The sequence below is a fragment of the Mycobacterium senriense genome (genome assembly GCF_019668465.1).
Taxonomy (GTDB): domain Bacteria; phylum Actinomycetota; class Actinomycetes; order Mycobacteriales; family Mycobacteriaceae; genus Mycobacterium; species Mycobacterium senriense.
In genome coordinates this window covers 5699254-5722280 of the sequence record NZ_AP024828.1, presented here as the reverse complement: position 1 = coordinate 5722280, position 23027 = coordinate 5699254, and the positions used below count along the sequence as shown (strand labels likewise).

Here is a 23027-nt window from a genome sequence, read left to right as displayed (position 1 = left end):
GCTGTGAAATCTAGCACGCCAACGCTTTTCGGCGCAGTAACGACTCGACTGGCTATCGTGTCGGGCTCTTCGTCTCGCGGGTCTGCAGCCATTCATGGATGCGTCCGGCAACGTCGGCCCAGCCCGGTTCGAGCATCATGTTGTGGCCCATCGAAAAGAATTCCGGTTCGGTCCGGTAGGCGCGCGCCGTGTTGCGCACCTCGCGGACGCTGACGAAGCCGTCGTACTCGGCGCCCAGCACCAGCATCGGCGTGGTCACCCGTCTGGTCCGCACGCGGCGGACGATCGGGTCGGTCATGGCGGCGCGAACGCTCTCGGCCCCGGCGCGCTGCCGGCAGGATTCGACGACGGCCTCGGGCGTGTCGGCGCAGAACAGGTACTCGCGGGCCAGCGCGGGCGTGGCGAGGAATCTCAGCAGCGTGGGATCGCTCCACGATTCCACCGTCATCGACGGCCGGCGGCGCCACACCCGCAACGCCAGGGTGAGCACGCCCTGCGGCGGCACCGAGCCCACCAGCACTGCGGCCGGAGCGCGGCGGTCTTCGAGGTAGCGCTGAATCACGAAGCCGCCCAGGGAATGGCCGACCAGCACCGGCGCGCCGCCCAGGTCGTCGGCCACCGAACGGACGTCGTCGATGTAGTCGGCGATCGACACCTTCGGCAGCGGCTTGGCCGTGGGGCTGGCGCCGTGCCCGCGCAGGCTCATCGCGACCGCGCGGTAGCCGGCGTCGGCGAAGAAGTCCAGGAAGTGTTCCCAGCACCATGCGCCATGCCAGCCGCCGTGCACGAAGAGCAGCGGCACCGGATGCTCGGCGGTGCAGGACCCCTTGTCGATCACCTCGAGCATCAGCCTGGCCCCTTCGTCATCTTCTTGGCGAAACATAAGCCACGGCGACGTTGCCCGGCCGGTCTTCTGCTTGATTTATGTGTCGCGGAGCCTGCGCCCGGCAAGCAGCCTGCGAACGACCACTAGGCTGGCGGGGTGTTTGAATCGCTGTCCGACCGTTTGACCGGTGCCCTTGCCGGGCTGCGCGGCAAGGGTCGATTGACCGACGCCGATATCGAGGCCACCACCCGCGAGATCCGGCTGGCGCTGCTGGAAGCCGACGTATCGCTGCCCGTGGTGCGGGCCTTCGTCACCCGGATCAAGGACCGCGCCAAGGGCGCCGAGGTCTCTGGGGCCCTCAACCCGGCGCAGCAGGTCGTCAAGATCGTCAACGAAGAACTCATCGGCATCCTGGGCGGACAGACCCGGCAGCTGGCGTTCGCCAAGACGCCGCCGACCGTGGTGATGCTCGCCGGTCTGCAGGGTTCCGGTAAGACGTCGCTGGCCGGCAAGTTGGCCTCCTGGCTGCGCGGCCAGGGGCACACCCCGCTGCTGGTGGCGTGTGACCTGCAGCGCCCGGCCGCGGTGAACCAGCTGCAGGTCGTCGGTGAGCGCGCCGGCGTATCGGTGTTCGCGCCGCATCCCGGCGAGTCGCCCGGATCCGGGCCCGGCGACCCGGTCGCGGTCGCGGCGGCCGGCCTCGCCGAGGCCCGGGCCAAGCACTTCGACGTCGTGATCGTCGACACCGCCGGCCGGCTGGGCATCGACGACGAGCTGATGTCGCAGGCCGCGGCGATCCGTGACGCGATCAATCCCGACGAAGTCCTGTTCGTGCTGGACGCGATGATCGGTCAGGACGCCGTCATCACCGCGGAGGCGTTCCGCGAGGGCGTCGGCTTCACCGGTGTGGTGCTGACCAAGCTGGACGGTGACGCCCGCGGTGGCGCGGCGCTCTCGGTTCGCGAGGTGACCGGCGTCCCAATCCTTTTCGCCTCCACCGGCGAGAAGCTGGAGGACTTCGACGTCTTCCACCCCGACCGGATGTCCAGCCGCATCCTGGGCATGGGCGACGTGCTGAGCCTGATCGAGCAGGCCGAGCAGGTCTTCGACGCCGAACAGGCCGAGGCCGCCGCCGTCAAGATCGGCAGCGGCGAGCTCACGCTCGAGGACTTCCTGGAACAGATGCTGGCCATCCGCAAGATGGGCCCGATCGGCAATCTGTTGGGCATGCTGCCCGGCGCCGGGCAGATGAAGGACGCGCTGGCCCAGGTCGACGACCGCCAGCTCGACCGCCTGCAGGCCATCATCCGCGGCATGACCCCCGCCGAGCGCGCCGACCCGAAGATCATCAACGCGTCGCGGCGGCTGCGCATCGCCAACGGGTCGGGCGTCACGGTGTCGGAGGTCAACCAGCTGGTGGACCGCTTCTTCGAGGCCCGCAAGATGATGTCGTCGATGCTGGGCGGCATGGGCATCCCCGGTCTGGGCCGCAAGTCGGCGACGCGAAAGTCCAAGGCGGCGAAGGGTAAGGCGGGCAAGAAGGGCAAGAAGGGCGGACGCGGCCCCACGCCGCCGAAGGCCCGCAACCCGCTCATGCAGGGCATGCCGGGCGGGTTCCCGGACCTGTCGCAGATGCCCGAAGGTCTCAACGAGCTGCCGCCCGGTCTGGCCGACTTCGATCTGTCCAAGCTGAAGTTCCCGGGCAAGTCGTGACGATCGCGAGCGCGGCGGAGCCGGGCGAAGCGGGTCGTCACCATTGGACCGGAAGCCGGTAGCCGCCCGGTGCGCATGCACGTACGGGGCGTTGGCCTGCCCGACGAAACCGAGATCGAACTGTGGATCGTCGACGGCCGCATCAGCGCCGAACCGGTCGCAGGCGCCGACACCGTCTTCGACGGCGGCTGGATCGTGCCCGGGCTGGTCGACGCGCATTGCCACGTCGGCCTCGGCGATCACGGCGAGATCCCACTGGACGAGGCGATCGCCCAGGCCGAGATCGAGCGCGATGTCGGCGCGCTGTTGTTGCGCGACTGCGGCTCGCCCACCGACACCCGCAGCCTCGACGACCGCGACGATCTGCCCCGCATCATCCGCGCCGGAAAGCATCTGGCCAGGCCCAAACGGTATGCGGCGGGCTTCTCGCGTGAGCTGGAAGACGAATGGCAACTGCCTGACGCGGTCGCGCAGGAGGCCAAGCGCGGCGACGGCTGGATCAAGCTGGTCGGCGACTGGATCGACCGCAGCGTGGGCGATCTGGCCCCGTTGTGGTCCGACGACGTGCTCAAGGCCGCGATCGAGACCGCGCACGCCCACGGTGCCCGGGTCACCGCGCACGTCTTCAGCGAGGACGCGCTGCCCGGCCTGATCAACGCCGGCATCGACTGCATCGAACACGGCACCGGACTTACCGACGACACCATCGAGCTGATGGTCGAGCACGGCACCGTGCTGGTTCCGACGCTGGTCAACATCGTGGAGAACTTCCCCGGGATCGCCGACGCCGCCGCGAAGTATCCGGCATATTCGGCGCACATGCGCGACCTGCACGCGCGCGGCCTGTCCCGCATCGCCGCGGCCCGCGACGCGGGCGTGCCGATCTACGCCGGCAGCGACGCCGGCACCATGGTGGCGCCCGGCCGCATCGCCGACGAGGTCGAGGCGCTCAAGAGCATCGGGATGAGTCCAACCGAGGCGCTGGGCGCGGCGTGCTGGGACGCGCGTCGCTGGCTCGGCCGGCCCGGGCTCGATCACGGCGCCTCGGCGGACTTGCTGTGCTACTCGCAGGACCCTCGCACGGGTTCGGCCGTGCTGAATCGACCCGATCTGGTGATCCTGCGCGGCAAGACGTTTCGCCCGGCCGCTTAGCCGCGCGCCGCTGCGCGCGGACGGATAGGATCGCCGAATGTCGTTGCCCAGCGGCGCGAGCTTCGCCGGCTACCTGGTGTCGCGAGGGCTGGGTTCAGGAGTGACGGGTGAGGTCTACCTCGTCCAGGAGCCCCGGTCGATGCGCCGGCAGGCGTTGAAGGTGCTGTCCCGCGAACTGTCGGCGGACGGCGACTTCACCGCGCGGTTCCGGGAGGAAACCCCGATCGTCGCCAACCTGCGCTACCGCAACATCGTCGAGGTGCACGAGCGCGGCCAGTTCGACGGCCGGCTCTACATCGCGATGGAATACATCGAAGGCACCAGCGCGGCTCAGCTCATCACCGACCGGTTCCCGGCCGTTTCGCCGGCGGTCGAGGTGCTGGCCATGCTCACGGCGATCGCCGGCGCCCTCGACTACGCCCACCTACGCGGGCTGGTGCATGGCGATGTGAAACCGGCCAACATCCTGCTGACCGATCGTGACGGCGGGAAAGAACGAATCCTGTTGACCGACTTCGGCATAGCCCGGCAACGCGCGCAGGCAGCTGAGCACGCGACGCACGTCACTGTTGCGTACGCGGCACCGGAACAGTTGAGCGGCGACGACGTCGACGGGCGCGCCGACCAATACGCGTTGGCGGCCACCGCATTTCACCTGTTGACCGGCGCGCCGCCGGTTGCGCTTGCCGACCCCGTGGCCGCGCTGCGCCGGCACCGCGACGGCAAGCTGGCGCGGCTGAGCGACCAGCGTCCCGAGCTGGCGCACCTGGACAGCGTCTTCGCCAAGGCGCTCGCCGAACGACCCGAGGATCGATTCGAAACCTGTCACGACTTCGCCTTGGCGGCAAGCGAACTGGCGGGCCTGTCGACGGGTGAACGCCCCGAATCCGAACCCGATCGTGAGCCCGGCCCCGATCCCGAGCCCGACGCCGACGTGCAGGACACGGCGGCAGGGCCGCAGGACGTCGCGGCCACGACAGAGGACGAACCGGACGTGCCCCGCAAACGCAGGCCGCGAAAGGTCTTGTTGGGCGCCGCGGCGGTGGCCCTCGTCGCCGGGGCGCTGGTTGCGGGCTTCGCCATCGGGCGCCACACTGGCACCACACCGAACCAGGTCGCCGCTCCGACGCCGACCACCCCGGCGCCCCCGCCGGCCCCACTCGACGGCAGCTACCGCATCGAGGCCGAGCGCACCAGGCAGACCTATAACTACGCCGCCGATCCGCAGCCGCCGGACGTCAGAACGTGGTGGGCGTTCCGGTCGTCGTGCAAGCCGGAAGGCTGCTCCGCCGCTGCGATGCAGCTCGACGACGACGACCACACGCAGGGGATGTCACCCGGCGGAGGATCCCTCTTCATGAAATTCACGGACGGCGAGTGGCAGTCCGCGCCGGTGGATCTCAACTTCCCGTGCGTCGGGCCGGACGGATCGCAGTCCACGCAGGGCACCACCATGGTGCTCGCGCTGCGGCCGCAGCCCAACGGCGAGTTCGTCGGCGAGCAGGTCGTCACCGTGCGAACGGATGAGTGCGGCCAGCAGTCGGCCGTGATCAGGGTGCCCACGGTGGCGAGCCGAATGGGCGAGGTGCCGCCGGCCGTGGCGGTGCCGGAGCCCGGCTCGGGTCCGCAGAGCCCGGCGCGGCACGCGCCCAGCGCCGCGCCGACGGCGGCGCCGTTTCGGCCGCAGAGCTGATTCGTTGACCTGGAGTAGCCAGCAGCGTTAATGCGTCGGCGTGTCTCCCGCGAAAAGATTGTGAGTGATCGCTATCTATGTTAGCGTTCCGGGCATCGACGACATGGAGGAAACCATGGCCTACGACGTGATCATTCGCGACGGATTGTGGTTCGACGGCACCGGCAGCGCCCCGCTGACGCGCACGCTCGGCATCCGCGACGGCGTCGTGGCCACGGTCTCCACCGAGCCGCTGGACGAGACGGGGTGCCCCGAGGTGATCGACGCGGCCGGCAAATGGGTGGTGCCCGGCTTCCTCGACGTGCACACCCACTACGACGCCGAGGTGCTGCTGGATCCCGGGCTGCGCGAGTCGGTACGCCACGGTGTCACCACGGTGCTGCTGGGCAACTGTTCGTTGTCGACGGTCTATGCCGATTCCCAGGATGCCGCCGACCTGTTCAGCCGGGTGGAGGCGGTGCCGCGCGAATACGTTTTCGGCGCGCTGGATTCCAACCGGACCTGGTCGACGGCCGCGGAATACGTCAAGGCGATCGACGCCCTGCCGCTGGGGCCCAATATCGGTTCGCTGCTTGGTCATTCGGACCTGCGGACCGCGGTGCTCGGACTGGATCGGGCCACCGACGCCATGGCGCGGCCCACCGAGGCCGAGCTGGCGAAGATGGCCGACCTGCTGGACGAGGCCCTCGACGCCGGTGTGCTCGGCATGTCCGGGATGGACGCGCCCATCGACAAACTCGACGGCGACCGGTTCCGCTCGCGCGCCCTGCCGTCCACTTTCGCGACATGGCGGGAACGGCGCCGGCTGATCAAGGTGCTGCGCAAGCGCGCCCGGATTCTGCAGAGCGCCCCCAACGTGGCCAAGCCGTCAACCGGAATGCTCTTCTTCCTGGCCAGCAGCCGGATACTCAACTGGGGCAAGGGCGTTCGGATGAGCATGCTGGTGTCCGCCGACGCCAAGTCGATGCCGCTGTCGGTATACGTGTTCGGCCCGGGCACTCGACTGCTGAACAAGCTCCTGGGTGCCAGCGTGAAATTCCAGCACCTGCCGGTGCCCTTCGAGTTGTACTCGGACGGAATCGACCTGCCGGTCTTCGAGGAGTTCGGAGCCGGAACGGCGGCCCTGCACCTGCGGGACCAGTTGGAGCGCAACGAGTTACTGGCGGACAAGGAATACCGCCGCAAATTCCGGCGCGAGTTCGATCGCATCAAGCTGGGACCGTCGCTGTGGCACCGTGACTTCCACGACGCGGTCATCGTCGAATGCCCCGATAACTCGTTGATCGGCAAGAGCTTCGGCGCCATCGCCGACGAGCGCAAGCTGCACCCGCTCGACGCGTTCCTGGACGTGCTCGTCGAAAACGGTGAGCGCAACGTCCGGTGGACGACCGTCGTCGCCAACCACCGCCCCAAGCTGCTGGATGCGCTCGCCACCGAAGACAGCGTGCACATGGGTTTCTCGGATGCCGGTGCGCACCTGCGCAACATGGCCTTCTACAACTTCGGGCTGCGGATGCTCAAGCGCACCCGGGACGCCTACCGGGCCGGCGCGCCGTTCATGTCGATCGAGCACGCCGTGCACCGGCTCACCGGTGAACTGGCCGAGTGGTTCGGCATCGACGCCGGCACGCTACGGCAGGGCGACCGCGCGGACTTCGTGGTGATCGACCCGGCCGGACTCAACGAATCCGTCGACGGCTACCACGAGGAGGCGGTGCCGTTCTACGGTGGCCTGCGGCGCATGGTCAACCGCAACGACGACGCCGTGGTCGCCACCGGTGTGGGTGGCGTGGTCGTCTTCGGCGGAAACCACGCCAAAGGCGAATTCCGGGACGGCTACGGCAAATCCGTGCGGTCGGGCCGCTACCTGCGGGCGGGGGAGCGCGCCCGCCGGGGGCGCAGCGCGATGAGCGTCACCCTCTGACATGGCCAGAACCCAGCAGCAGCGCCGCGAGGAGACCGTAGGGCGGCTCATCGACGCCTGCATCGCCACCATCATCGAGGTCGGCTACGCCCGGGCGTCGGCTGCGGTCATTGCCAAGCGGGCCGGGGTGTCGGTGGGTGCGCTGTTCCGGCACTTCGACACCATGGGCGATTTCATGGCCGCGACGGCCTCGGAGGTGTTGCGCCGTCAGCTGGAGTCGTTCACCAAGGGAGTCGCCGAAATACCGGCCGACCGCCCGGCGCTCGAAGCGGTGCTGGGGATCCTGGGGGACGTCACCAGCGGCCCGACCAACGCCGTGATCTACGAATTGACGGTCGCCGCTCGCACCGACGAAAAGCTCAGGGAGACTTTGCAACACGAGCTGGCACAGTACGCCGCGAAGATCGACGACGTGGCCCGCGCGCTGCCCGGCATCGAGGTGTTCCCCGAGGACACCTTCCCGGTCCTTGTGGCGCTGATGCGCAACGTCTTCGACGGAGCCGCGGTGGTGGAAGGCGTTCTGCCGCAACCGGAAATCGCGGCCCAGCGGATCCCGGTGCTGATGGCGCTGCTGACCGCGGCGCTGCCGGAATCCTGACGAACAGTTACAACGAGCCGATGCTGGACTGCGGGCTCTGCGCGAATCCCCAGTCGAACAGCGTCGCCGCCTGATCCCAGTACGTCGGCCCGCCCGCTTTGATCAGCCCGTACATCATGGCGATCACCAGCCGGCGGCCCCCGCGCGCGGCGGCCCCGACGAAGGTCTTGCGGGCGGCGTCGGTGAAGCCGGTCTTGCCGCCGATCGCGCCGGGATAGCGCTGCAACAGCTCGTCCTGATTTTCGATCGGGTGATCGCCGTTGTCGCCGGGGAACATCGCCGACGGCTCGGCGGTGATCTGCGCGAACACCGGGTTGGCCATCGCCGCGCGGAAGATGACCGCCAGGTCGTGCGCCGTCGACGCGCCCGAACCGCCGGGCCCGTCCAGACCGGACGGTGTCGCGGCGTGCGTGTTCGTGGCGCCCAGCGAGGCCGCCTTGGCGTTCATCTTGGCCACCGTGACGTCCGGGCCGCCCAGCATGTGCGCCAGCGTGTTGGCGGCGTCGTTACCCGAGACCAGCAGCAGGCCGTCCAGCAGTTGGCGCGCGGTGTAGGTGCGGCCCGGTTTGATCCCGACGCAGTTGCACTCCACCTGGGTGTCGGCGACGTCGGCGACCACGGTCGAGTCCAGGCTCACCGAGTCCAGCACCACCTGGGCCAGCAGCGTCTTGATGGTGCTCGCCGGCGGGTGGGCGACATCCTGGTCGCGGCCGGCCAGTACCTGACCGCTGTCGAGGTCGGCGATGATCCAGGTTCGGGCCGGCCCGTCGGGAATGGGGATCGAGCCGACCGGTTGCGAGTTATCCGCCCAGGCGGTGGACATGGTGACGGTGGCGGTGCAGGTACCGAGCGCGAGCAGGGTAGCGGCTGCGGCCGTGAGCTTCCGCATGGCCGCAAAGTCTAACTTCCGACTCTGTTCACGGCGGATCTTCAGTACTGTCCGATGCATGTTGAGCCTGGAAGAGATCTCGGATCGACTCGAGATCCAGCAGCTTCTGGTGGATTACTCCACCGCCATCGACAACCGGCGATTCGACGACCTGGACAAGGTCTTCACTCCGGACGCCTACATCGACTACACGGCGTTGGGCGGCATCGAGGGTCAGTACCCGGAGGTGAAGAAGTGGCTGGCCGAGGTGCTGCCCAACTTCCCGGTGTACGCACACATGCTGGGTAACTTCTCGGTCCGGATCGACGGGGACAAGGCCGCGTCACGGGTCATCTGCTTCAACCCGATGGTGCTGGGCGGTGACAAGGACCAGGTGCTGTTCTGCGGATTGTGGTACGACGACGAGTTCGTGCGCACGCCCGACGGCTGGCGCATGACCCGGCGGGCGGAGACCAAGGTCTTTCAGAAAGTGATGTGATCCCCGCGTGTCCGATGGCGGCGACCCGCCGCGCCCGGCTGCGCCGCGCTTGCGATCCCCGCGTGTCCGATGGCGGCGACCCGCCGCGCCCGGCTGCGCCGCGCTTGCGATCCCCGCGTCGCGCGATTTCTGATGATCGCGCCCGTTCTGGCACAATAGGCGGCTGTCCGCCGAGCGATCACGCGTCGCCGACCGGTCATACACGCGAGGCAAAACCGGATCCGGGCATCCCGCCCCGATCGCTGAATTGCAGCGTGACACACACAGGAGAATTCGCTTAACCATGGCTGTCAAGATCAAGCTCACCCGGCTTGGCAAGATCCGCAACCCCCAGTACCGCATCTCCGTCGCCGACGCCCGCACCCGCCGCGACGGCCGCTCCATCGAGGTCATCGGCCGCTACCACCCGAAGGAAGACCCGAGCCTCATCGAGATCGACTCCGAGCGCGCCCAGTACTGGCTGTCCGTGGGGGCTCAGCCCACCGAGCCGGTCCGCAAGCTGCTGCAGATCACCGGTGACTGGCAGAAGTTCAAGGGCCTGCCCGGCGCCGAGGGCCGCCTGAAGACCGCCCCGGCCAAGCCCAGCAAGCTGGAGCTGTTCAACGCCGCGCTGGCCGACGCCGAGGGCGGACCCACCACCGAGGCCGCGAAGCCGAAGAAGAAGGCCCCGGCCAAGAAGGCCGCCAAGGGCGCTGATGAGGCCGCCGAGCCGGAGGCCGCCGCCGAGACTCCGGCGGAGACCGCCGCTGCGGCCGAGGCGCCCGCCGAGGGCGGCGAGCAGGCCGAGCCGACCACCGAAAGCTGACCGCGGCGATGAGTACGGTTGTCGTTGACGCAGTTGAGCACCTGGTTCGCGGGATTGTCGACAACCCCGACGACGTCCGGGTCGACATGGTGACCAGCCGCCGCGGGCGGACGGTCGAGGTCCACGTCCATCCCGACGACCTGGGCAAGGTGATCGGTCGCGGCGGTCGCACCGCGACCGCGCTGCGCACCCTGGTCGCCGGCATCGGCGGTCGCGGCATCCGCGTCGACGTGGTGGACACCGACCAGTAGGCCAACGCTGCTCATGGAACTCCCTTGGAGTTGACCGTCGGGCGCGTGGTGAAAGCCCACGGCGTCACCGGCGAGGTCGTCGTCGAGGTTCGCACCGACGACCCCGACGCCCGCTTCGCAGCGGGTAACGCGTTGCGCGCCAAGCATTCCCGTGCCGGGTGGGAGCGTGAGCTCACCGTCGAGAGCGCGCGCGAACACGGCGGGCGGCTGCTGGTGCGGCTGGCCGGCGTCACCGACCGTGACGCGGCCGACGCGCTGCGCGGCACCCTGTTCGTCGTCGATTCCGGGGACTTGCCCGACATCGACGAGGCGGACACCTACTACGACCATCAGCTCGAAGGCCTGCGCGTGCGTACCACCGCGGGCGAGCAGATCGGTGTGGTGGCCGAGGTGTTGCACACCGCGGCCGGTGAACTGCTGGCGGTGCTGCGCGAGGAGGGCGACGAGAAGCGGGAAGTGTTGGTGCCGTTCGTGTCTGCGATCGTCACGTCGGTGTCGCTGGACGACGGCACCGTCGAGATCGATCCGCCCGAAGGCCTGCTGGACCTGTAGGCCTTCGAAATGAGAATCGACGTCGTCACGATCTTTCCGGCCTATCTGGACCCGCTGCGGCAATCGTTGCCCGGCAAGGCGATCCAGTCCGGCCTGGTCGATCTGCGGGTGCACGACCTGCGGCGCTGGACGTACGACGTGCACCGCTCGGTCGACGATTCCCCCTACGGCGGCGGCCCCGGGATGGTGATGAAGGCGCCGGTGTGGGGTGAGGCGCTGGATGAGATCGCCTCCGAGGAAACACTTTTGGTTGTCCCGACCCCCGCCGGGCGGTTGTTCACGCAGGCGACGGCCGCGCGCTGGAGCGCCGAGGCCCACCTGGTGTTCGCGTGCGGCCGCTACGAGGGCATCGACCAGCGGGTCATCGAGGACGCCGCGGGGCGGATGCGGGTCGAGGAGGTCTCGATCGGCGACTACGTGCTGCCGGGCGGCGAGTCGGCGGCCGTGGTGATGATCGAGGCCGTGCTGCGCCTGCTCGACGGGGTGCTCGGCAATCCCGCGTCGCACCGCGAGGATTCGCACTCGCCGGAGCTGGACCGGCGCCTGGAGGGGCCCAGCTACACCCGGCCGCCGAGTTGGCGCGGCCTCGACGTGCCCGAGGTGCTGCTGTCGGGTGACCACGCGCGAATCGCCGCCTGGCGCCGGGAGATCTCGCTGCAGCGCACCCGCGAACGCCGACCCGAACTGCTTGAGCCCGAAGGGGATTGAGCCCGTCAGAGCCCGCGACGGGGCGCCTCGATGCGGCCCTCGGGAAATATCGTCTTGACCGCCCGGGTGATGGTGTCGCGGGCGGTGGCGTCATCGGCGGGCTGCAGGGACTGGACCACCATGATGTAGCGGTGGTCGGCCCCGATCACGCCGGTGGACAGATGCATCCAGTCGCTGCCGATGCAGCACATCCAGCCCTGCTTGACCGCGACCGGCTCGGCGTACAGACCGTCCGGGATGCCGAACCGCTGCGGGTAGCCGTCGAGTCCGTTGGGGGTGGACTGCGCCAGGTCGTTCACGATGAGCTTGGCGTCATCGGCCGGCAGGCCGCCCGATCCGTCCAGCAGCATCTCGTAGTAGCGGATCAGGTCGGTCACCGAGCTCATCGTGTTCCACCACCGCCCGTCGCTGGGCGGGGTGGTGGAGGACAGGCCGTAGCGGGACGCGACCTCGGTGATGATCGCGGCTCCGCCGCCCTGCCCCCAGAACCTCTCGGCCGCGCCGTCGTCGGATGACTGCAGCATGATGTCCAGGGCCTGACGGTCGTCAGCGCTCAGCGGCGCCTTGCCTTCGGACTCGTGCAGCAGCAGATCGTCGGCGATGAACAGCTTGGCCACCGACGCGGTGCCGATGACCTGGCTGTTGCCGTTGGAGATCAGCTGATGGGTGGCGCGATCGAGGATGGCCACCGACAGGGCGGCGCCGCTGCCGGCGGCATCGTCGGCGGCCTGCTGGATGCGGGCCTGCAACTGGCCGAACCCCGGGCCCGGTAGCGCCTGGGCCGGCTGCGGGGGTGTGGCCGCCTCGAGCATCAGCGTGGTCGACTGTGCGGGAGTGGAGGTCGGCGGCGCGGGGACGACCCGGACGGGGGCGGTGACCGGCAGGCTGTAGACCTTCGCCTGGACCAGCGCCTCGGAACCGGCGGCAACCACCAACGTCACCGCCGCGGTGGCGGTGAGCAGCGTCAGGGGACGTACCCGCATGCCTCTCCTCCGGCGTGACCTCGACACAGCGCAACAGCGGGATCCTCGCGCCACCTGCACCGGCCATCACGCTCCCGCGCGGGCAGCGCGTTCTGACCCCAGTCATATGTACCATTTACCAGGGCGTTTGGCGCGTTACGAACCGCCGACGCGCTGTGATTTTCGCAGCACGCGCCCCGTCTGGCACAATTGACCAGTTGTCTCCAGCGGTTGCAGGCCGGTTGGGCCGATTTCCGCCCGCTGCGAGATACGCCAGAAAGCCCGAAACCATCGGCTGGGCGGCCGCCTCACACCTCGCGTGTGGGTAGCTGCCGTCGGCCGCGACCGCAAGGAAGTGTCTCGCATGAACCGGCTGGACTTCGTCGATCAGGCGTCGCTGCGCGACGATATCCCGGTGTTCGGCCCGGGCGACACCATCAACGTGCACGTCAAGGTCATCGAAGGCGCCAAGGAGCGTATCCAGGTGTTCAAGGGTGTGGTGATCCGTCGTCAGGGCGGCGGCATCCGCGAGACCTTCACCGTGCGCAAGGAAAGCTATGGCGTCGGCGTCGAGCGGACCTTCCCGGTGCACTCGCCCAACATCGACCACATCCAGGTGGTGACCCGCGGTGACGTCCGCCGCGCGAAGCTGTACTACCTGCGTGAGCTGCGCGGCAAGAAGGCCAAGATCAAGGAGAAGCGCTGAGCCGGGACGCCTTGGTGGCGCTGCAGATTCGTCCCGCCGTTTCTCCGGTGCGCCGGTTTGGGCGGCCCCAACGGGCGCTGGCTACGCTGATCTCGTGACCGATACCGCGGATTCATCGAAGCCCGAGCCCCACGCCGGCGAGTCAGATCCGAAGGTCTCTACCCGCAACCCGGAGACGCGCCCCGAGGACGCCGCGACGACGGCCGGAGCGGACCCCGAACCGGGGCCGGTGGCCGAGGCGCCCGACGAGGGCGAGCCGGAGGACCCCAAGCGGTCGACCTTGCGCGAATTCGCGCTCCTGGCGGTGATCGCCGTCGTCCTCTACTACGTCATGTTGACGTTCGTGGCGCGGCCCTACCTGATCCCGTCGGAATCCATGGAGCCCACGCTGCACGGCTGCACGGGCTGCGTCGGCGACCGGATCATGGTCGACAAGGTCAGCTACCGCTTCAGCACGCCGCACCCCGGTGACGTCATCGTCTTCAAGGGCCCGCCGCCGTGGAACCTCGGCTACAAGTCGATCCGGTCCAACAACACCGTGCTGCGCTGGGTGCAGAACGCGCTGTCCTTCGTCGGCTTCGTGCCGCCCGACGAGAACGACCTGGTCAAGCGGGTCATCGCGGTCGGCGGGCAGACGGTGCAGTGCCGGGCCGATACCGGGCTGACGGTCGACGGCAAGCCGCTGAAGGAGCCGTACCTGGATCGCAACACGATGGCCGCCGACCCGTCGGTGTACCCCTGCCTGGGCAGCGAGTTCGGGCCGGTTCACGTCCCGGCCGGACGGCTGTGGGTGATGGGCGACAACCGCACACACTCGGCGGACTCCCGCGCCCACTGCACCAGCGTGCCGACCGAGGCGCTCAAGGGTGTGCTGTGCACCGGCGACCCCACGTCGGGAACCGTGCCGGTGTCCAACGTGATCGGAAAAGCCAGGTTCATCGTGTGGCCGCCGTCCCGCTGGGGCGGCGTGGGATCGGTGAACCCGCAGCAGAATCGGTAGCCATGGCCACGACGTGGCCGCCGCGGACGGTGATCCGTAAAGCTGGAGGTCCGCGGGGACTGCGCACCTTCGAATCGGCGCTGTACCGCAACGGGTTGGGGCCGGTGGCCGGCGTCGACGAGGTGGGCCGCGGCGCCTGCGCCGGACCGCTGGTGGTGGCGGCCTGCGTACTCGGCCCGGGGCGAATGGAAAGCCTTGCCGCACTTGATGATTCCAAGAAGCTCACCGAGGCCGCCCGGGAGAAGTTGTTCCCGCTGATCCGCCGTTACGCGCTGGCCTACCACGTGGTGTTCATCCCGCCGGCCGAGGTGGACCGGCGCGGCGTACACGTCGCCAACATCGAGGGGATGCGCCGCGCCGTCGCCGGGCTGTCGGTGCGGCCCGGCTACGTGCTGAGCGACGGCTTCCGGGTGCCCGGGCTGGCCGTCCCGTCGCTGCCGGTCATCGGGGGCGACGCGGTCGCGGCGTGCATCGCGGCGGCCAGCGTGCTGGCGAAGGTCAGCCGGGACCGGTTGATGGTCGCCATGGAGGCCGACCATCCCGGCTACGGCTTCGCCCTGCACAAGGGCTACAGCACGCCAGCGCACAGCACGGCGCTGGCGCAGCTGGGCCCGTGTCCCGAGCATCGCTATTCGTTCATCAACGTGCGGCGCGTGGCCAACGGGTCGGGCAGCCGGCTGGTGGCCGACTGCCAACCGGACCCACCGCTGCAGCGCGACGGATACCGGTGAGGAAAGATGGGATCAGGATTCCCGCCCCGGCGAACGGCAGCTAGCGCCGGGATGCCCGGGGAAAGCTGTCTGGGAGAAGGACGTCTGAGCAGATGAGTGCAGAAGATCTCGAAAAGTATGAAACCGAGATGGAGCTCTCGCTGTACCGCGAATACAAGGACATCGTCGGCCAGTTCAGCTACGTCGTGGAGACCGAACGCCGCTTCTACCTGGCCAACAGCGTGGAGATGACGCCGCGCAACGCCGAGGGCGAGGTCTACTTCGAGCTGCGGCTGTCCGACGCCTGGGTGTGGGACATGTACCGGCCGGCGCGGTTCGTCAAGCAGGTCCGGGTGGTCACCTTCAAGGACGTCAACATCGAAGAGGTCGAGAAGCCGGAGCTGCGGCTTCCCGAGTAGCCTCCGCTACGTGTTCGGCGGAAGCTGGTTGTTGTCGCCGGGCACGGGCAGCTGACCGCGCTGCTCGATGACCTCGCGTGCGACGTCGGCCAGCTTGATGTTTACCGCCTGGGAGTGGCGCCGCAACAGGTCGAACGCGTCGTCCTCGCTCATCTCGTGCAGCATCATCAGCATGCCGACGGCCTTGCCGATTTCACGGTTGCTTATCAGCCCGCGGCGCAGGCTCGCCGCGTCCTCGCCCTTGTTGACGGCGTTGATCGCCACGCTGGCGAACGCGGCCAGCACCGCCGCCCGCCCGGCGGACTCAGCGTCGAACATGTTCGGCGCGTCGCTGAACAGGTTCAGCGCGGCCCCTTTGCGTTTGTCGACGAGCAGCCGAAATCCCATCGCGCCACGCACCGGGGTCTCGGCGACCAGGACGGCGGCCAGCTTGGGCCACAGCGACGGCGTGGTCAGGTCGGTGTCGATCTGTGGCGTCTCTTCCTCGATGGCGTCGATGCACGGGCCGTCGCCGGCGCGCCGTTCGAGCTCGTCGATGGCCTGGGCCAGCCGGTCACTGGCGCCGACGGTGACGTATTTATCGTTCTCGCGCACCAACAGGCTGGCGTGGTCGCAGCCGCGGACGGTGAGGGTTGCGGCGACGCAGATGGCGGCATACATCTGGTTGGCGTCCGAGCCCTGATAGATGATCTCGGCGAGGGCGGCGAAAACCGTCCCGGGGTCGGCCTTCTCCCCGCCAGTCGCGGACGCGGCCGCGCCGGTCCTCGATTCGTCGCCCATGTTGCGCCTCGTTTTCCTGCGGTGTCGGCGGTGTGACCGCTTCGATCGCCGTAGATTATCGGTCGCCGAGACCAGCCTTACACCCGGTTTCGTCTGGTTGCGGCTAATCAGCGGGCATCTGGCTGGTCACCGTCGACCGCCAAGCTACCGCTGACGAAGCGGGATGCCCGCACGTCCAGCCGCTCACGAATCGCGAGACGCTGGAAAGATGGTTCTATTATGCGGCGATCGCGCGCGCCGGGGGACTCGGTGAGGTTCGCACGCCGGGGTTTCGGCAGGCCGCGGGAGGGAAGGACGTTCTGATGGGAGTGACCGTCGCGGTGACCGGACCGACCGGGGAGATCGGCCTCTCCGCGGTGACGTCGCTGGAACGCGAACCCGCCGTCGACGCGATCATCGGGATGGCTCGCCGGCCGTTTGACCCGCCGTCACGCGGCTGGCTGAAGACCACCTATCAGCAGGGCGACATCCTGGACCGCGACGCCGTCGACGCCCTGGTCGCGCAGGCCGACGTGGTGATCCACCTGGCCTTCATGATCATGGGTTCGCGCGACGAGAGCGCCCGGGTGAATCTCGAAGGCTCCCGCAACGTGTTCGAGGCGACGGTGGCCGCCGAGCGGCCCCGGCGCCTGGTCTACACCTCGTCGGTGGCGGCATACGGCTACCACTCCGACAACCCCTCCCCGCTGACCGAGGACGTGCCGGCCCGCGGGTCCGCCGAGCACTACTACTCGGCGCAGAACGCGGCGTCCGAGGCGCTGCTCGCCGAGATCACCACGGACTCGCCGCTCGAGGTGTTCGTACTGCGGCCCTGCATCGTCGCCGGGCCCAAAGCCACCGCGCTGGCCGACGCGATGCCGTGGAATCAGCTACCCGGCCCGATGCGTGCCGTGGTCAAAGCCGTCCCGGCGCTGAAGCCGGTTGTGCCGGATCCGGGCTTTCCGCTGCAACTGGTTCACCACGACGACGTCGCGGCGGCGATCGCGCTGGCGGCCACCGCCCCGGCCCCGCCGGGGGTGTACAACATCGCCGGCGACGGGGTCGTGACGGTGGGCGACGTGGCCAGGGCGCTGGGCGGGCGCCCGGTGCGGGTTCCCGCCGTCGCCGCCACAGCGGCCTCCGCGGCAATCTCGCGGGTACCGCTGGTGCCGTCCATGCTGGAGTGGCTGCACACCGCGCGGACGTCGATGGTGATGGATACCACCAAGGCCAAGACCCAGCTGGGCTGGCGTCCGCTGCACTCGTCGGCCGAGACGCTGGAAGCGCTGGCCGAGGGACTGTGAGAGCGTTGTCCTGCTCGGCGGCCGGGCGCCGGCCGGGGTAGTTTGATCCGGTGGGTCTCCAGCGTTCCGCAACTTCTCGCGACGTCTCCGCCGGCGGTGAAATCGCCTAGTGGGGCACGTAACGTCGCGCCGGCGGGTCACGCATCTGACCGCCGAGAAGGCGATCACCCGACCGGAGACCCTGGTCGTCGAGGAACCGTTGGAGATCCGGGTCGACGGCTCGGCGATCACGGTGACGATGCGCACGCCGGGGTCGGATATCGAACTCGCCCAGGGCTTTCTGCTCACCGAAGGCGTCATCGCGGGCCGCGACGACGTGCACAGCATCCGGTACTGCGCCGGGCGCGACGACGAGGGCGCGAACACCTACAACGTGCTGGACGTGACGCTGGCCCCGGGCGTGGAGAAACCCGGCCTCGACGTCACCCGCAACTTCTACACCACATCGTCGTGCGGGGTCTGCGGCAAGGCGTCGCTGGATGCGGTGCGGCTGATCAGCCGCTTTTCGCCGGGCACCGATCACGCGACCGTCGCGGCCGCCACCCTCAAGGCGATGCCCGGCCAATTGCGTTCGGCGCAAAAGGTTTTCGACAGCACCGGCGGCCTGCATGCCGCCGCGCTGTTCGGGATGGACGGCGCGATGCTGGTGGTGCGTGAGGACGTCGGGCGACACAACGCGGTCGACAAAGTGATCGGCTGGGCGCTGGAACACGGGCGGATACCGCTACAGGCCTCGGTGTTGCTGGTCAGTGGGCGGGCATCGTTCGAGCTGACGCAGAAAGCCGTGATGGCCGGCACCCCGGTGCTGGCGGCGGTGTCCGCGCCGTCGTCGCTGGCGGTGTCGCTGGCCGAGGAGTCCGGCATCACGCTGGTGGCGTTCTTGCGCGAGGACTCGATGAACATCTACACCCGGGCAGACCGGATCACCTAGCCCGATGGCGGCGACCCGCCGCGCCCGGCCGCCGCGCTTGCGATCGCCGCAGCCCGAGGGCGGCGACTCGCCGGCTGTGGAGGGGCGCCGCACTGGGGATAGCCGGCCGTTGCGGGTGGCCGCGGGCCGCGATGGTGGCCCGTCCCGTCGGGGGCGCCGGGCACGGTGCCCCCATGACGACCGAAACGACGATGACCCGGATCCAGCTCGGGGCGATGGGCGAGGCGCTCGCCGTGGATTACCTGATGCGGATGGGATTGCGGATCCTGCAGCGCAACTGGCGCTGCCGCTATGGCGAACTCGACATCATCGCCCGCGACGACGCCACCTCGACGGTGGTGTTCGTGGAGGTGAAGACCCGGACCGGCGACGGATACGGGGGACTGGCCCATGCCGTCACCCCGCGCAAGGTGCTGCGGCTGCGCAGGCTGGCCGGCCTGTGGCTGGCAGGCCAGGAGCAGCGCTGCGCGGCGATCCGCATCGACGTGATCGGCGTGCGGGTCGGGCGCCGCCGCACCCCCGAGATCACCCACCTGCAAGGGGTCGGCTGATGGCGCTGGGACGGGCGTTCTCCGTCGCGGTGCGCGGTGTGGACGGACAGAGCGTGGAGATCGAGGCCGACATCACCTCCGGACTCCCCGGCGTGCACCTGGTCGGCCTACCCGACGCGGCCCTGCAGGAGTCGCGCGACCGCGTCCGTGCTGCAGTCACCAACTGCGGCAACACCTGGCCCATGGCGCGGCTCACCCTGGCGCTGTCGCCGGCGACGCTGCCCAAGATGGGGTCGGTCTACGACATCGCCCTGGCCGCCGCGGTGTTGTCGGCGCAGCGCAGGAACCCGTGGGACCGGCTGGAGAAAACGGTGCTGCTGGGTGAGCTGTCCCTGGACGGGCGGGTCCGGCCGGTGCGCGGGGTGCTGCCGGCCGTGCTGGCCGCCAAGCGCGACGGCTGGCCTGCCGTGGTGGTGCCGGTGGACAACCTCGCCGAGGCCAGCCTGGTCGACGGGATCGACGTGTGGGGAGTGCGCACCCTGGGGCAACTGCAGAAGTGGCTCAGCGGCTCCGGCGCCCTGGACGGCAGGATCGACGCGAAACCCCCCGACGGGGAGCCCGAGGCGGATCTGGTCGACGTGGTGGGGCAGACGCAGGCGCGGTTCGCGGTGGAAGTGGCCGCCGCCGGAGCGCACCACCTCATGCTGACCGGGCCGCCGGGGGTGGGTAAAACGATGCTCGCGCAACGCCTTCCGGCGTTGCTGCCGCCGTTGACGGATGCCGAGTCCCTGGAAGTCACCGCGATCCACTCGGTTGCCGGGTTGCTGTCGGGCGACACGCCCCTGATCACCAGACCGCCGTTCGTGGCGCCCCATCACAGCTCGAGCGTCGCCGCGCTGGTCGGCGGCGGGTCGGGGATGGCGCGCCCCGGCGCCGTCAGCCGGGCGCATCGCGGGGTGCTCTTCCTCGACGAGTGCGCCGAGATCCGGGTCAGCGCGCTGGAAGCGCTACGAACACCGTTGGAGGACGGCGAGATTCGGCTTGCCCGTCGCGACGGGGTGGCGTGCTATCCCGCCCGGTTCCAGCTGGTGCTGGCCGCCAACCTGTGCCCGTGCGCGCCGGCCGACCCGCAGGACTGTATCTGCGCGGCGGCCGCCAAACGCCGCTACCTGGGCAAGCTGTCCGGCCCGCTGCTGGACCGCGTGGACCTGCGCGTGCAGATGCATCAGGTCAAGGCCGGGGCGTTCGCGGGCCGAGCCGGTGAATCGACGGCGCAGGTCCGCCAGCGGGTGGCGCGGGCCCGCGCGGCCGCCGCCGAGCGCTGGTCATCGCACGGATTTCACACCAACGGCGAGGTCAGCGGGACACTGCTGCGCCGAAAGTTCCGTCCGAGCAACGCGGCGATGGAGCCGCTACAACGGGCGCTGGACGGCGGCCTGCTCAGCATCCGCGGCCTCGACCGCACGTTGCGGGTCGCGTGGAGCCTGGCCGACTTGGCCGGTCGCACCTCGCCCGGGACCGACGAAGTCGCCGCAGCACTCAGCTTCCGCCAGCCCGGGGCGCAGCGATGAGCGACGCAACGGAGCTGCCGGGCGCGCTACCGGCGCGCCATGGTCAGCCAATCGGTGTGCCCGCCCCGCACCGCTATCGCGACGGTCACCAGGATCGCGAACGCGCGTGCGAATTGGGCCAGGGCCCGGCCGCTTTCACCCCGCTGTTCCATCTCGCGCAACCCGATGCAGGCAAGGCCGATGCTGATGATCGGGATGGGAAACCCGATCCAGCTGACCAGGCTGAGCGCGAACGCCGCGACGGCCCACGGGTTCTTGGGACGCTCGGACACGCTGTCCACCATCGGCAGGTCGAGGATCATGGGTCGTTCCGTTCGTTGCGGGCCGGCGTGCGGCGGGCGGCTGACAACACCACGTTCGCGCGCGGGGCTGGAAGGATCCTTGGTGGCTTCTTGAAGCCGGGGGCACGGCGATGACGACGGCGCTCGACGATCCCGCGCTGCGCGCGTGGGCCTATCTGTCCCGGGTGGCCGAGCCGCCCTGCGCCGAACTCGCCGCCCTGGTGCGGCACGTCGGTCCGGTGGAGGCGGCGGAGCGGGTCCGCCGCGGACTGGTCGATGGCGACGTGGCGCGGCGCACCGAGGCCCGGCGCGAGATCGACCGCGGTGCGGCCGATCTCGAGATGCTCGCCCGTCGTGGCGGGAGGTTGATCACCCCGGACGACGACGAGTGGCCACGGCTGGCGTTCGCGGCCTTTCGCGGTGCCGCACCGCGACCCGGCGGCGGTGCGGCGATGGTTGCGCCGATGGCGTTGTGGGCGCACGGGCCCGTGCGGCTCGACGAGATCGCGCACCGGGCGGCCGCCGTGGTGGGGACGCGCGCGTCGACCACGTATGGCGAACACGTCGCCGGCGAACTGGCGGCCGGGCTGGCGCAGCGCGACGTCGCGGTGGTCTCGGGCGGCGCCTACGGCATCGACGGCGCGGCGCACCGCGCCGTGCTGGACTGCGACGGCGTCACCGTGGCCGTCCTGGCCGGCGGGCTCGACGTTCCCTACCCGAGCGGTCACACCGCGCTGCTGCACCGCATCGGCCAGCAGGGGCTGCTGTTCACCGAATACGCTCCGGGCATTCGCCCGGCCCGCCACCGGTTCCTGACCCGCAACCGGCTGGTGGCCGCCGTAGTGGGGGCCGCCGTCGTGGTGGAAGCCGGTCTGCGCAGCGGCGCGGCCAACACCGCGGCCTGGGCGCGGGCGTTGGGGCGGGTGGTGGCCGCGGTGCCCGGGCCCGTCACGTCGTCGGCGTCGGCGGGCTGCCACGCCCTGCTGCGCAACGGCGCCGAACTGGTCACCCGCGCCGACCACGTCATCGAGCTCGTCGGCCACATCGGCGAACTGGCGCGCGACGAGCCGCACCCGGCGACGCCGCTCGACGGTCTCAGCGACGCCGAACGCCGGATCTACGAGGCCTTGCCGGGCCGCGGCGCCGCCACGGTCGACGAGATCGCCGTCGCATCGGGCATGGTGCCCGAGCTCGCGCTGGGCCCGCTGGCGATGCTCGAGCTGGCCGGGTTGGTACAGCGACAGGACGGGCGGTGGCGAATCGTCCGCGCTAGCCGGGCTGTGACGGCGCCGCCGCCTCCGTGAACAGGATCAGGCGGAGAGCCGCTCACGGCCCCGGGGAAGGCGCAACGGAGGCGCGCGGTCACTATGCGCGATGGTCCGGCCGATTGCCGATCAGACCGCGGGAACGCTGCGGCTCGTGTGGTCGACGGGGGCCGGGAGTCGGCAGAAGAATAACTGTCTACCGGTCAAGCCGCCTGTTCAACCATTCGGTGCGGGAGGCGACGCTGAACGGTCTCGTCGACGCTGACGGTGAAGAGATACCAGCCCAGCTTGTCCAACCGAAGTACCGGAACGTTGACTGCCAAGGCAACTGACTGGGTTTCGTCGGCCTCATGACGGCCCAACTTGCCAATGTTGAATTTAAATTGAGCGCGGAACGGTTCACGTTTGCTCAACCGCTTCTGAACCTCAACCGCACGCCCGTCCGAGTCCAGTAGTTCAATGTCGACCGTGTGCTCTTGGTCGACCAGCCGTCCGCGGCACTTCGACGATAATTCCGAGGTCCACCGAGACGGTACATGGCTCCGAGTGTCCGGCCGGAATGATGACCTGATCTATGCCTCCCGCCGCGAGGTACAACAAGTTGTTTTGCGCCTCCGCGTGGTTACACAAAATTGCCGTCAACTGCATGTCGAGGCCAGTACGCAGAAAGCCTTACGGCAGTGAGTATTTGGCAGAACCGATCGCTATGCCGCCCCAGGACTGAACGAAGATGGGACTCAACGGAGTTCGCTGATTGGTCCTTTTCCGCTGCTCAGAAGTCTGTTGCCGATCCGCGGTCAAGGTTGACTGCGGCAGTGGTGATTGGGGCGGGCGGCGCCGCACCGGCGCGTTTGGCTCACTGACCGTAACGCGGCGAAAGACGTTTGAATGCATCGACTTCCGCCGATGTCTCATGCCACCCGGTAGTGCGGCGAGGTCGGGCCCGGCGCTTAGCTGGACCTCTTCGCCGATCAGGACAAAAGCCGAGCTGGCCCCGAAGTCCCGGCAGCCGTCGCGCGTTGGCAGTTCACCGAACGTC

Annotated in this window: 23 protein-coding genes and 2 pseudogenes; 19 read left to right on the top strand and 6 right to left on the bottom strand. The window is 69.3% G+C overall.

What is annotated here, in order from left to right; all coding sequences use genetic code 11:
- Nucleotides 1-52 precede the first annotated feature (52 nt).
- Nucleotides 53-847, bottom strand: coding sequence for an alpha/beta hydrolase (locus tag MTY59_RS26720; protein ID WP_221043816.1), 795 nt, complete (start codon nucleotides 845-847; stop codon nucleotides 53-55).
- A 135-nt stretch (nucleotides 848-982) separates the two neighbouring features.
- Between MTY59_RS26720 and ffh the strand changes: the two genes are divergently transcribed.
- The 5 genes and pseudogenes from ffh (at nucleotide 983) to MTY59_RS26695 (ending at nucleotide 7906) form a co-directional block, all read left to right on the top strand.
- The gene (gene ffh, locus MTY59_RS26715) at nucleotides 983-2539 is read left to right on the top strand and encodes a signal recognition particle protein (RefSeq protein WP_221043815.1); all 1557 of its coding nucleotides are present in this window, start codon (nucleotides 983-985) and stop codon (nucleotides 2537-2539) included.
- A 75-nt stretch (nucleotides 2540-2614) separates the two neighbouring features.
- On the top strand, nucleotides 2615-3691 hold the full coding sequence (locus MTY59_RS26710) for a metal-dependent hydrolase family protein (protein ID WP_221043814.1): 1077 nt from the start codon (nucleotides 2615-2617) through the stop codon (nucleotides 3689-3691).
- A gap of 37 nt (nucleotides 3692-3728) precedes the next feature.
- Nucleotides 3729-5384, top strand: a complete 1656-nt coding sequence (locus MTY59_RS26705; protein ID WP_221043813.1) for a serine/threonine-protein kinase — start codon at nucleotides 3729-3731, stop codon at nucleotides 5382-5384.
- A 77-nt stretch (nucleotides 5385-5461) separates the two neighbouring features.
- A pseudogene (locus MTY59_RS26700) lies at nucleotides 5462-7308 on the top strand (N-acyl-D-amino-acid deacylase family protein).
- A 1-nt stretch (nucleotide 7309) separates the two neighbouring features.
- Nucleotides 7310-7906 carry a TetR/AcrR family transcriptional regulator gene (locus MTY59_RS26695; RefSeq protein ID WP_221043812.1) on the top strand — a complete coding sequence of 199 codons (597 nt, stop codon included), beginning with the start codon at nucleotides 7310-7312 and terminating at the stop codon, nucleotides 7904-7906.
- 7 nt (nucleotides 7907-7913) lie between these two features.
- On the opposite strand, the gene MTY59_RS26690 is transcribed toward MTY59_RS26695, so the two are convergent.
- Nucleotides 7914-8795 carry a D-alanyl-D-alanine carboxypeptidase family protein gene (locus MTY59_RS26690; RefSeq protein ID WP_221043811.1) on the bottom strand — a complete coding sequence of 294 codons (882 nt, stop codon included), beginning with the start codon at nucleotides 8793-8795 and terminating at the stop codon, nucleotides 7914-7916.
- Nucleotides 8796-8853: 58 nt separating this feature from the next.
- On the opposite strand from MTY59_RS26690, the gene MTY59_RS26685 reads away from it, so the two are divergent.
- From MTY59_RS26685 to trmD, 5 genes are all read left to right on the top strand, one after another.
- A complete protein-coding gene (locus tag MTY59_RS26685) occupies nucleotides 8854-9273 on the top strand; it encodes a nuclear transport factor 2 family protein (protein WP_064877838.1) in 420 nt (139 codons plus the stop codon).
- Nucleotides 9274-9556: 283 nt separating this feature from the next.
- On the top strand, nucleotides 9557-10078 hold the full coding sequence (rpsP, locus tag MTY59_RS26680) for a 30S ribosomal protein S16 (RefSeq protein WP_221043810.1): 522 nt from the start codon (nucleotides 9557-9559) through the stop codon (nucleotides 10076-10078).
- An 8-nt stretch (nucleotides 10079-10086) separates the two neighbouring features.
- Nucleotides 10087-10329: an RNA-binding protein gene (locus MTY59_RS26675; protein WP_003878715.1), complete on the top strand. Its 243-nt coding sequence runs from the start codon at nucleotides 10087-10089 to the stop codon at nucleotides 10327-10329.
- Between the two features lie 24 nt (nucleotides 10330-10353).
- Nucleotides 10354-10881, top strand: coding sequence for a ribosome maturation factor RimM (rimM, locus tag MTY59_RS26670; protein WP_221043809.1), 528 nt, complete (start codon nucleotides 10354-10356; stop codon nucleotides 10879-10881).
- 9 nt (nucleotides 10882-10890) lie between these two features.
- Nucleotides 10891-11589, top strand: coding sequence for a tRNA (guanosine(37)-N1)-methyltransferase TrmD (trmD, locus tag MTY59_RS26665; RefSeq protein WP_221043808.1), 699 nt, complete (start codon nucleotides 10891-10893; stop codon nucleotides 11587-11589).
- A gap of 5 nt (nucleotides 11590-11594) precedes the next feature.
- Here trmD and MTY59_RS26660 read toward each other — a convergent pair whose 3' ends face one another.
- Nucleotides 11595-12572, bottom strand: coding sequence for a serine hydrolase (locus tag MTY59_RS26660; RefSeq protein WP_221043807.1), 978 nt, complete (start codon nucleotides 12570-12572; stop codon nucleotides 11595-11597).
- Between the two features lie 343 nt (nucleotides 12573-12915).
- Between MTY59_RS26660 and rplS the strand changes: the two genes are divergently transcribed.
- From rplS to MTY59_RS26640, 4 genes and pseudogenes are all read left to right on the top strand, one after another.
- Entirely contained in the window at nucleotides 12916-13257 is a 342-nt protein-coding gene (gene rplS, locus MTY59_RS26655) for a 50S ribosomal protein L19 (protein WP_064877853.1), read from the top strand.
- Nucleotides 13258-13351: 94 nt separating this feature from the next.
- Nucleotides 13352-14257: a signal peptidase I gene (gene lepB, locus MTY59_RS26650; RefSeq protein ID WP_221043806.1), complete on the top strand. Its 906-nt coding sequence runs from the start codon at nucleotides 13352-13354 to the stop codon at nucleotides 14255-14257.
- A 2-nt stretch (nucleotides 14258-14259) separates the two neighbouring features.
- A pseudogene (locus MTY59_RS26645) lies at nucleotides 14260-15076 on the top strand (ribonuclease HII).
- Between the two features lie 4 nt (nucleotides 15077-15080).
- On the top strand, nucleotides 15081-15386 hold the full coding sequence (locus MTY59_RS26640; RefSeq protein ID WP_221043804.1) for a DUF2469 domain-containing protein: 306 nt from the start codon (nucleotides 15081-15083) through the stop codon (nucleotides 15384-15386).
- Between the two features lie 6 nt (nucleotides 15387-15392).
- Here MTY59_RS26640 and MTY59_RS26635 read toward each other — a convergent pair whose 3' ends face one another.
- Nucleotides 15393-16166: a GAF and ANTAR domain-containing protein gene (locus tag MTY59_RS26635; RefSeq protein WP_221043803.1), complete on the bottom strand. Its 774-nt coding sequence runs from the start codon at nucleotides 16164-16166 to the stop codon at nucleotides 15393-15395.
- A 302-nt stretch (nucleotides 16167-16468) separates the two neighbouring features.
- Here MTY59_RS26635 and MTY59_RS26630 point away from each other — a divergent pair, with 302 nt between their 5' ends.
- From MTY59_RS26630 to MTY59_RS26615, 4 genes are all read left to right on the top strand, one after another.
- Nucleotides 16469-17449, top strand: coding sequence for an NAD-dependent epimerase/dehydratase family protein (locus MTY59_RS26630; RefSeq protein WP_221043802.1), 981 nt, complete (start codon nucleotides 16469-16471; stop codon nucleotides 17447-17449).
- Between the two features lie 109 nt (nucleotides 17450-17558).
- Complete coding sequence (fdhD, locus tag MTY59_RS26625) at nucleotides 17559-18380, top strand: formate dehydrogenase accessory sulfurtransferase FdhD (protein WP_221043801.1); 822 nt, start codon at nucleotides 17559-17561, stop codon at nucleotides 18378-18380.
- Between the two features lie 173 nt (nucleotides 18381-18553).
- Complete coding sequence (locus MTY59_RS26620; RefSeq protein WP_221043800.1) at nucleotides 18554-18931, top strand: YraN family protein; 378 nt, start codon at nucleotides 18554-18556, stop codon at nucleotides 18929-18931.
- Nucleotides 18931-20442, top strand: a complete 1512-nt coding sequence (locus MTY59_RS26615; RefSeq protein WP_221043799.1) for a YifB family Mg chelatase-like AAA ATPase — start codon at nucleotides 18931-18933, stop codon at nucleotides 20440-20442. The genes MTY59_RS26620 and MTY59_RS26615 overlap by 1 nt, the downstream gene beginning before the upstream one ends.
- Nucleotides 20443-20468: 26 nt before the next feature.
- Here the strand turns inward: MTY59_RS26615 and MTY59_RS26610 are convergent, their stop codons facing one another.
- Entirely contained in the window at nucleotides 20469-20744 is a 276-nt protein-coding gene (locus tag MTY59_RS26610) for a DUF4190 domain-containing protein (protein WP_221043798.1), read from the bottom strand.
- A 110-nt stretch (nucleotides 20745-20854) separates the two neighbouring features.
- Here MTY59_RS26610 and dprA point away from each other — a divergent pair, with 110 nt between their 5' ends.
- Nucleotides 20855-22027: a DNA-processing protein DprA gene (gene dprA, locus MTY59_RS26605; protein ID WP_221043797.1), complete on the top strand. Its 1173-nt coding sequence runs from the start codon at nucleotides 20855-20857 to the stop codon at nucleotides 22025-22027.
- A 164-nt stretch (nucleotides 22028-22191) separates the two neighbouring features.
- Here dprA and MTY59_RS27585 read toward each other — a convergent pair whose 3' ends face one another.
- Entirely contained in the window at nucleotides 22192-22440 is a 249-nt protein-coding gene (locus MTY59_RS27585) for a hypothetical protein (protein WP_415822701.1), read from the bottom strand.
- Nucleotides 22441-23027 lie beyond the last annotated feature (587 nt).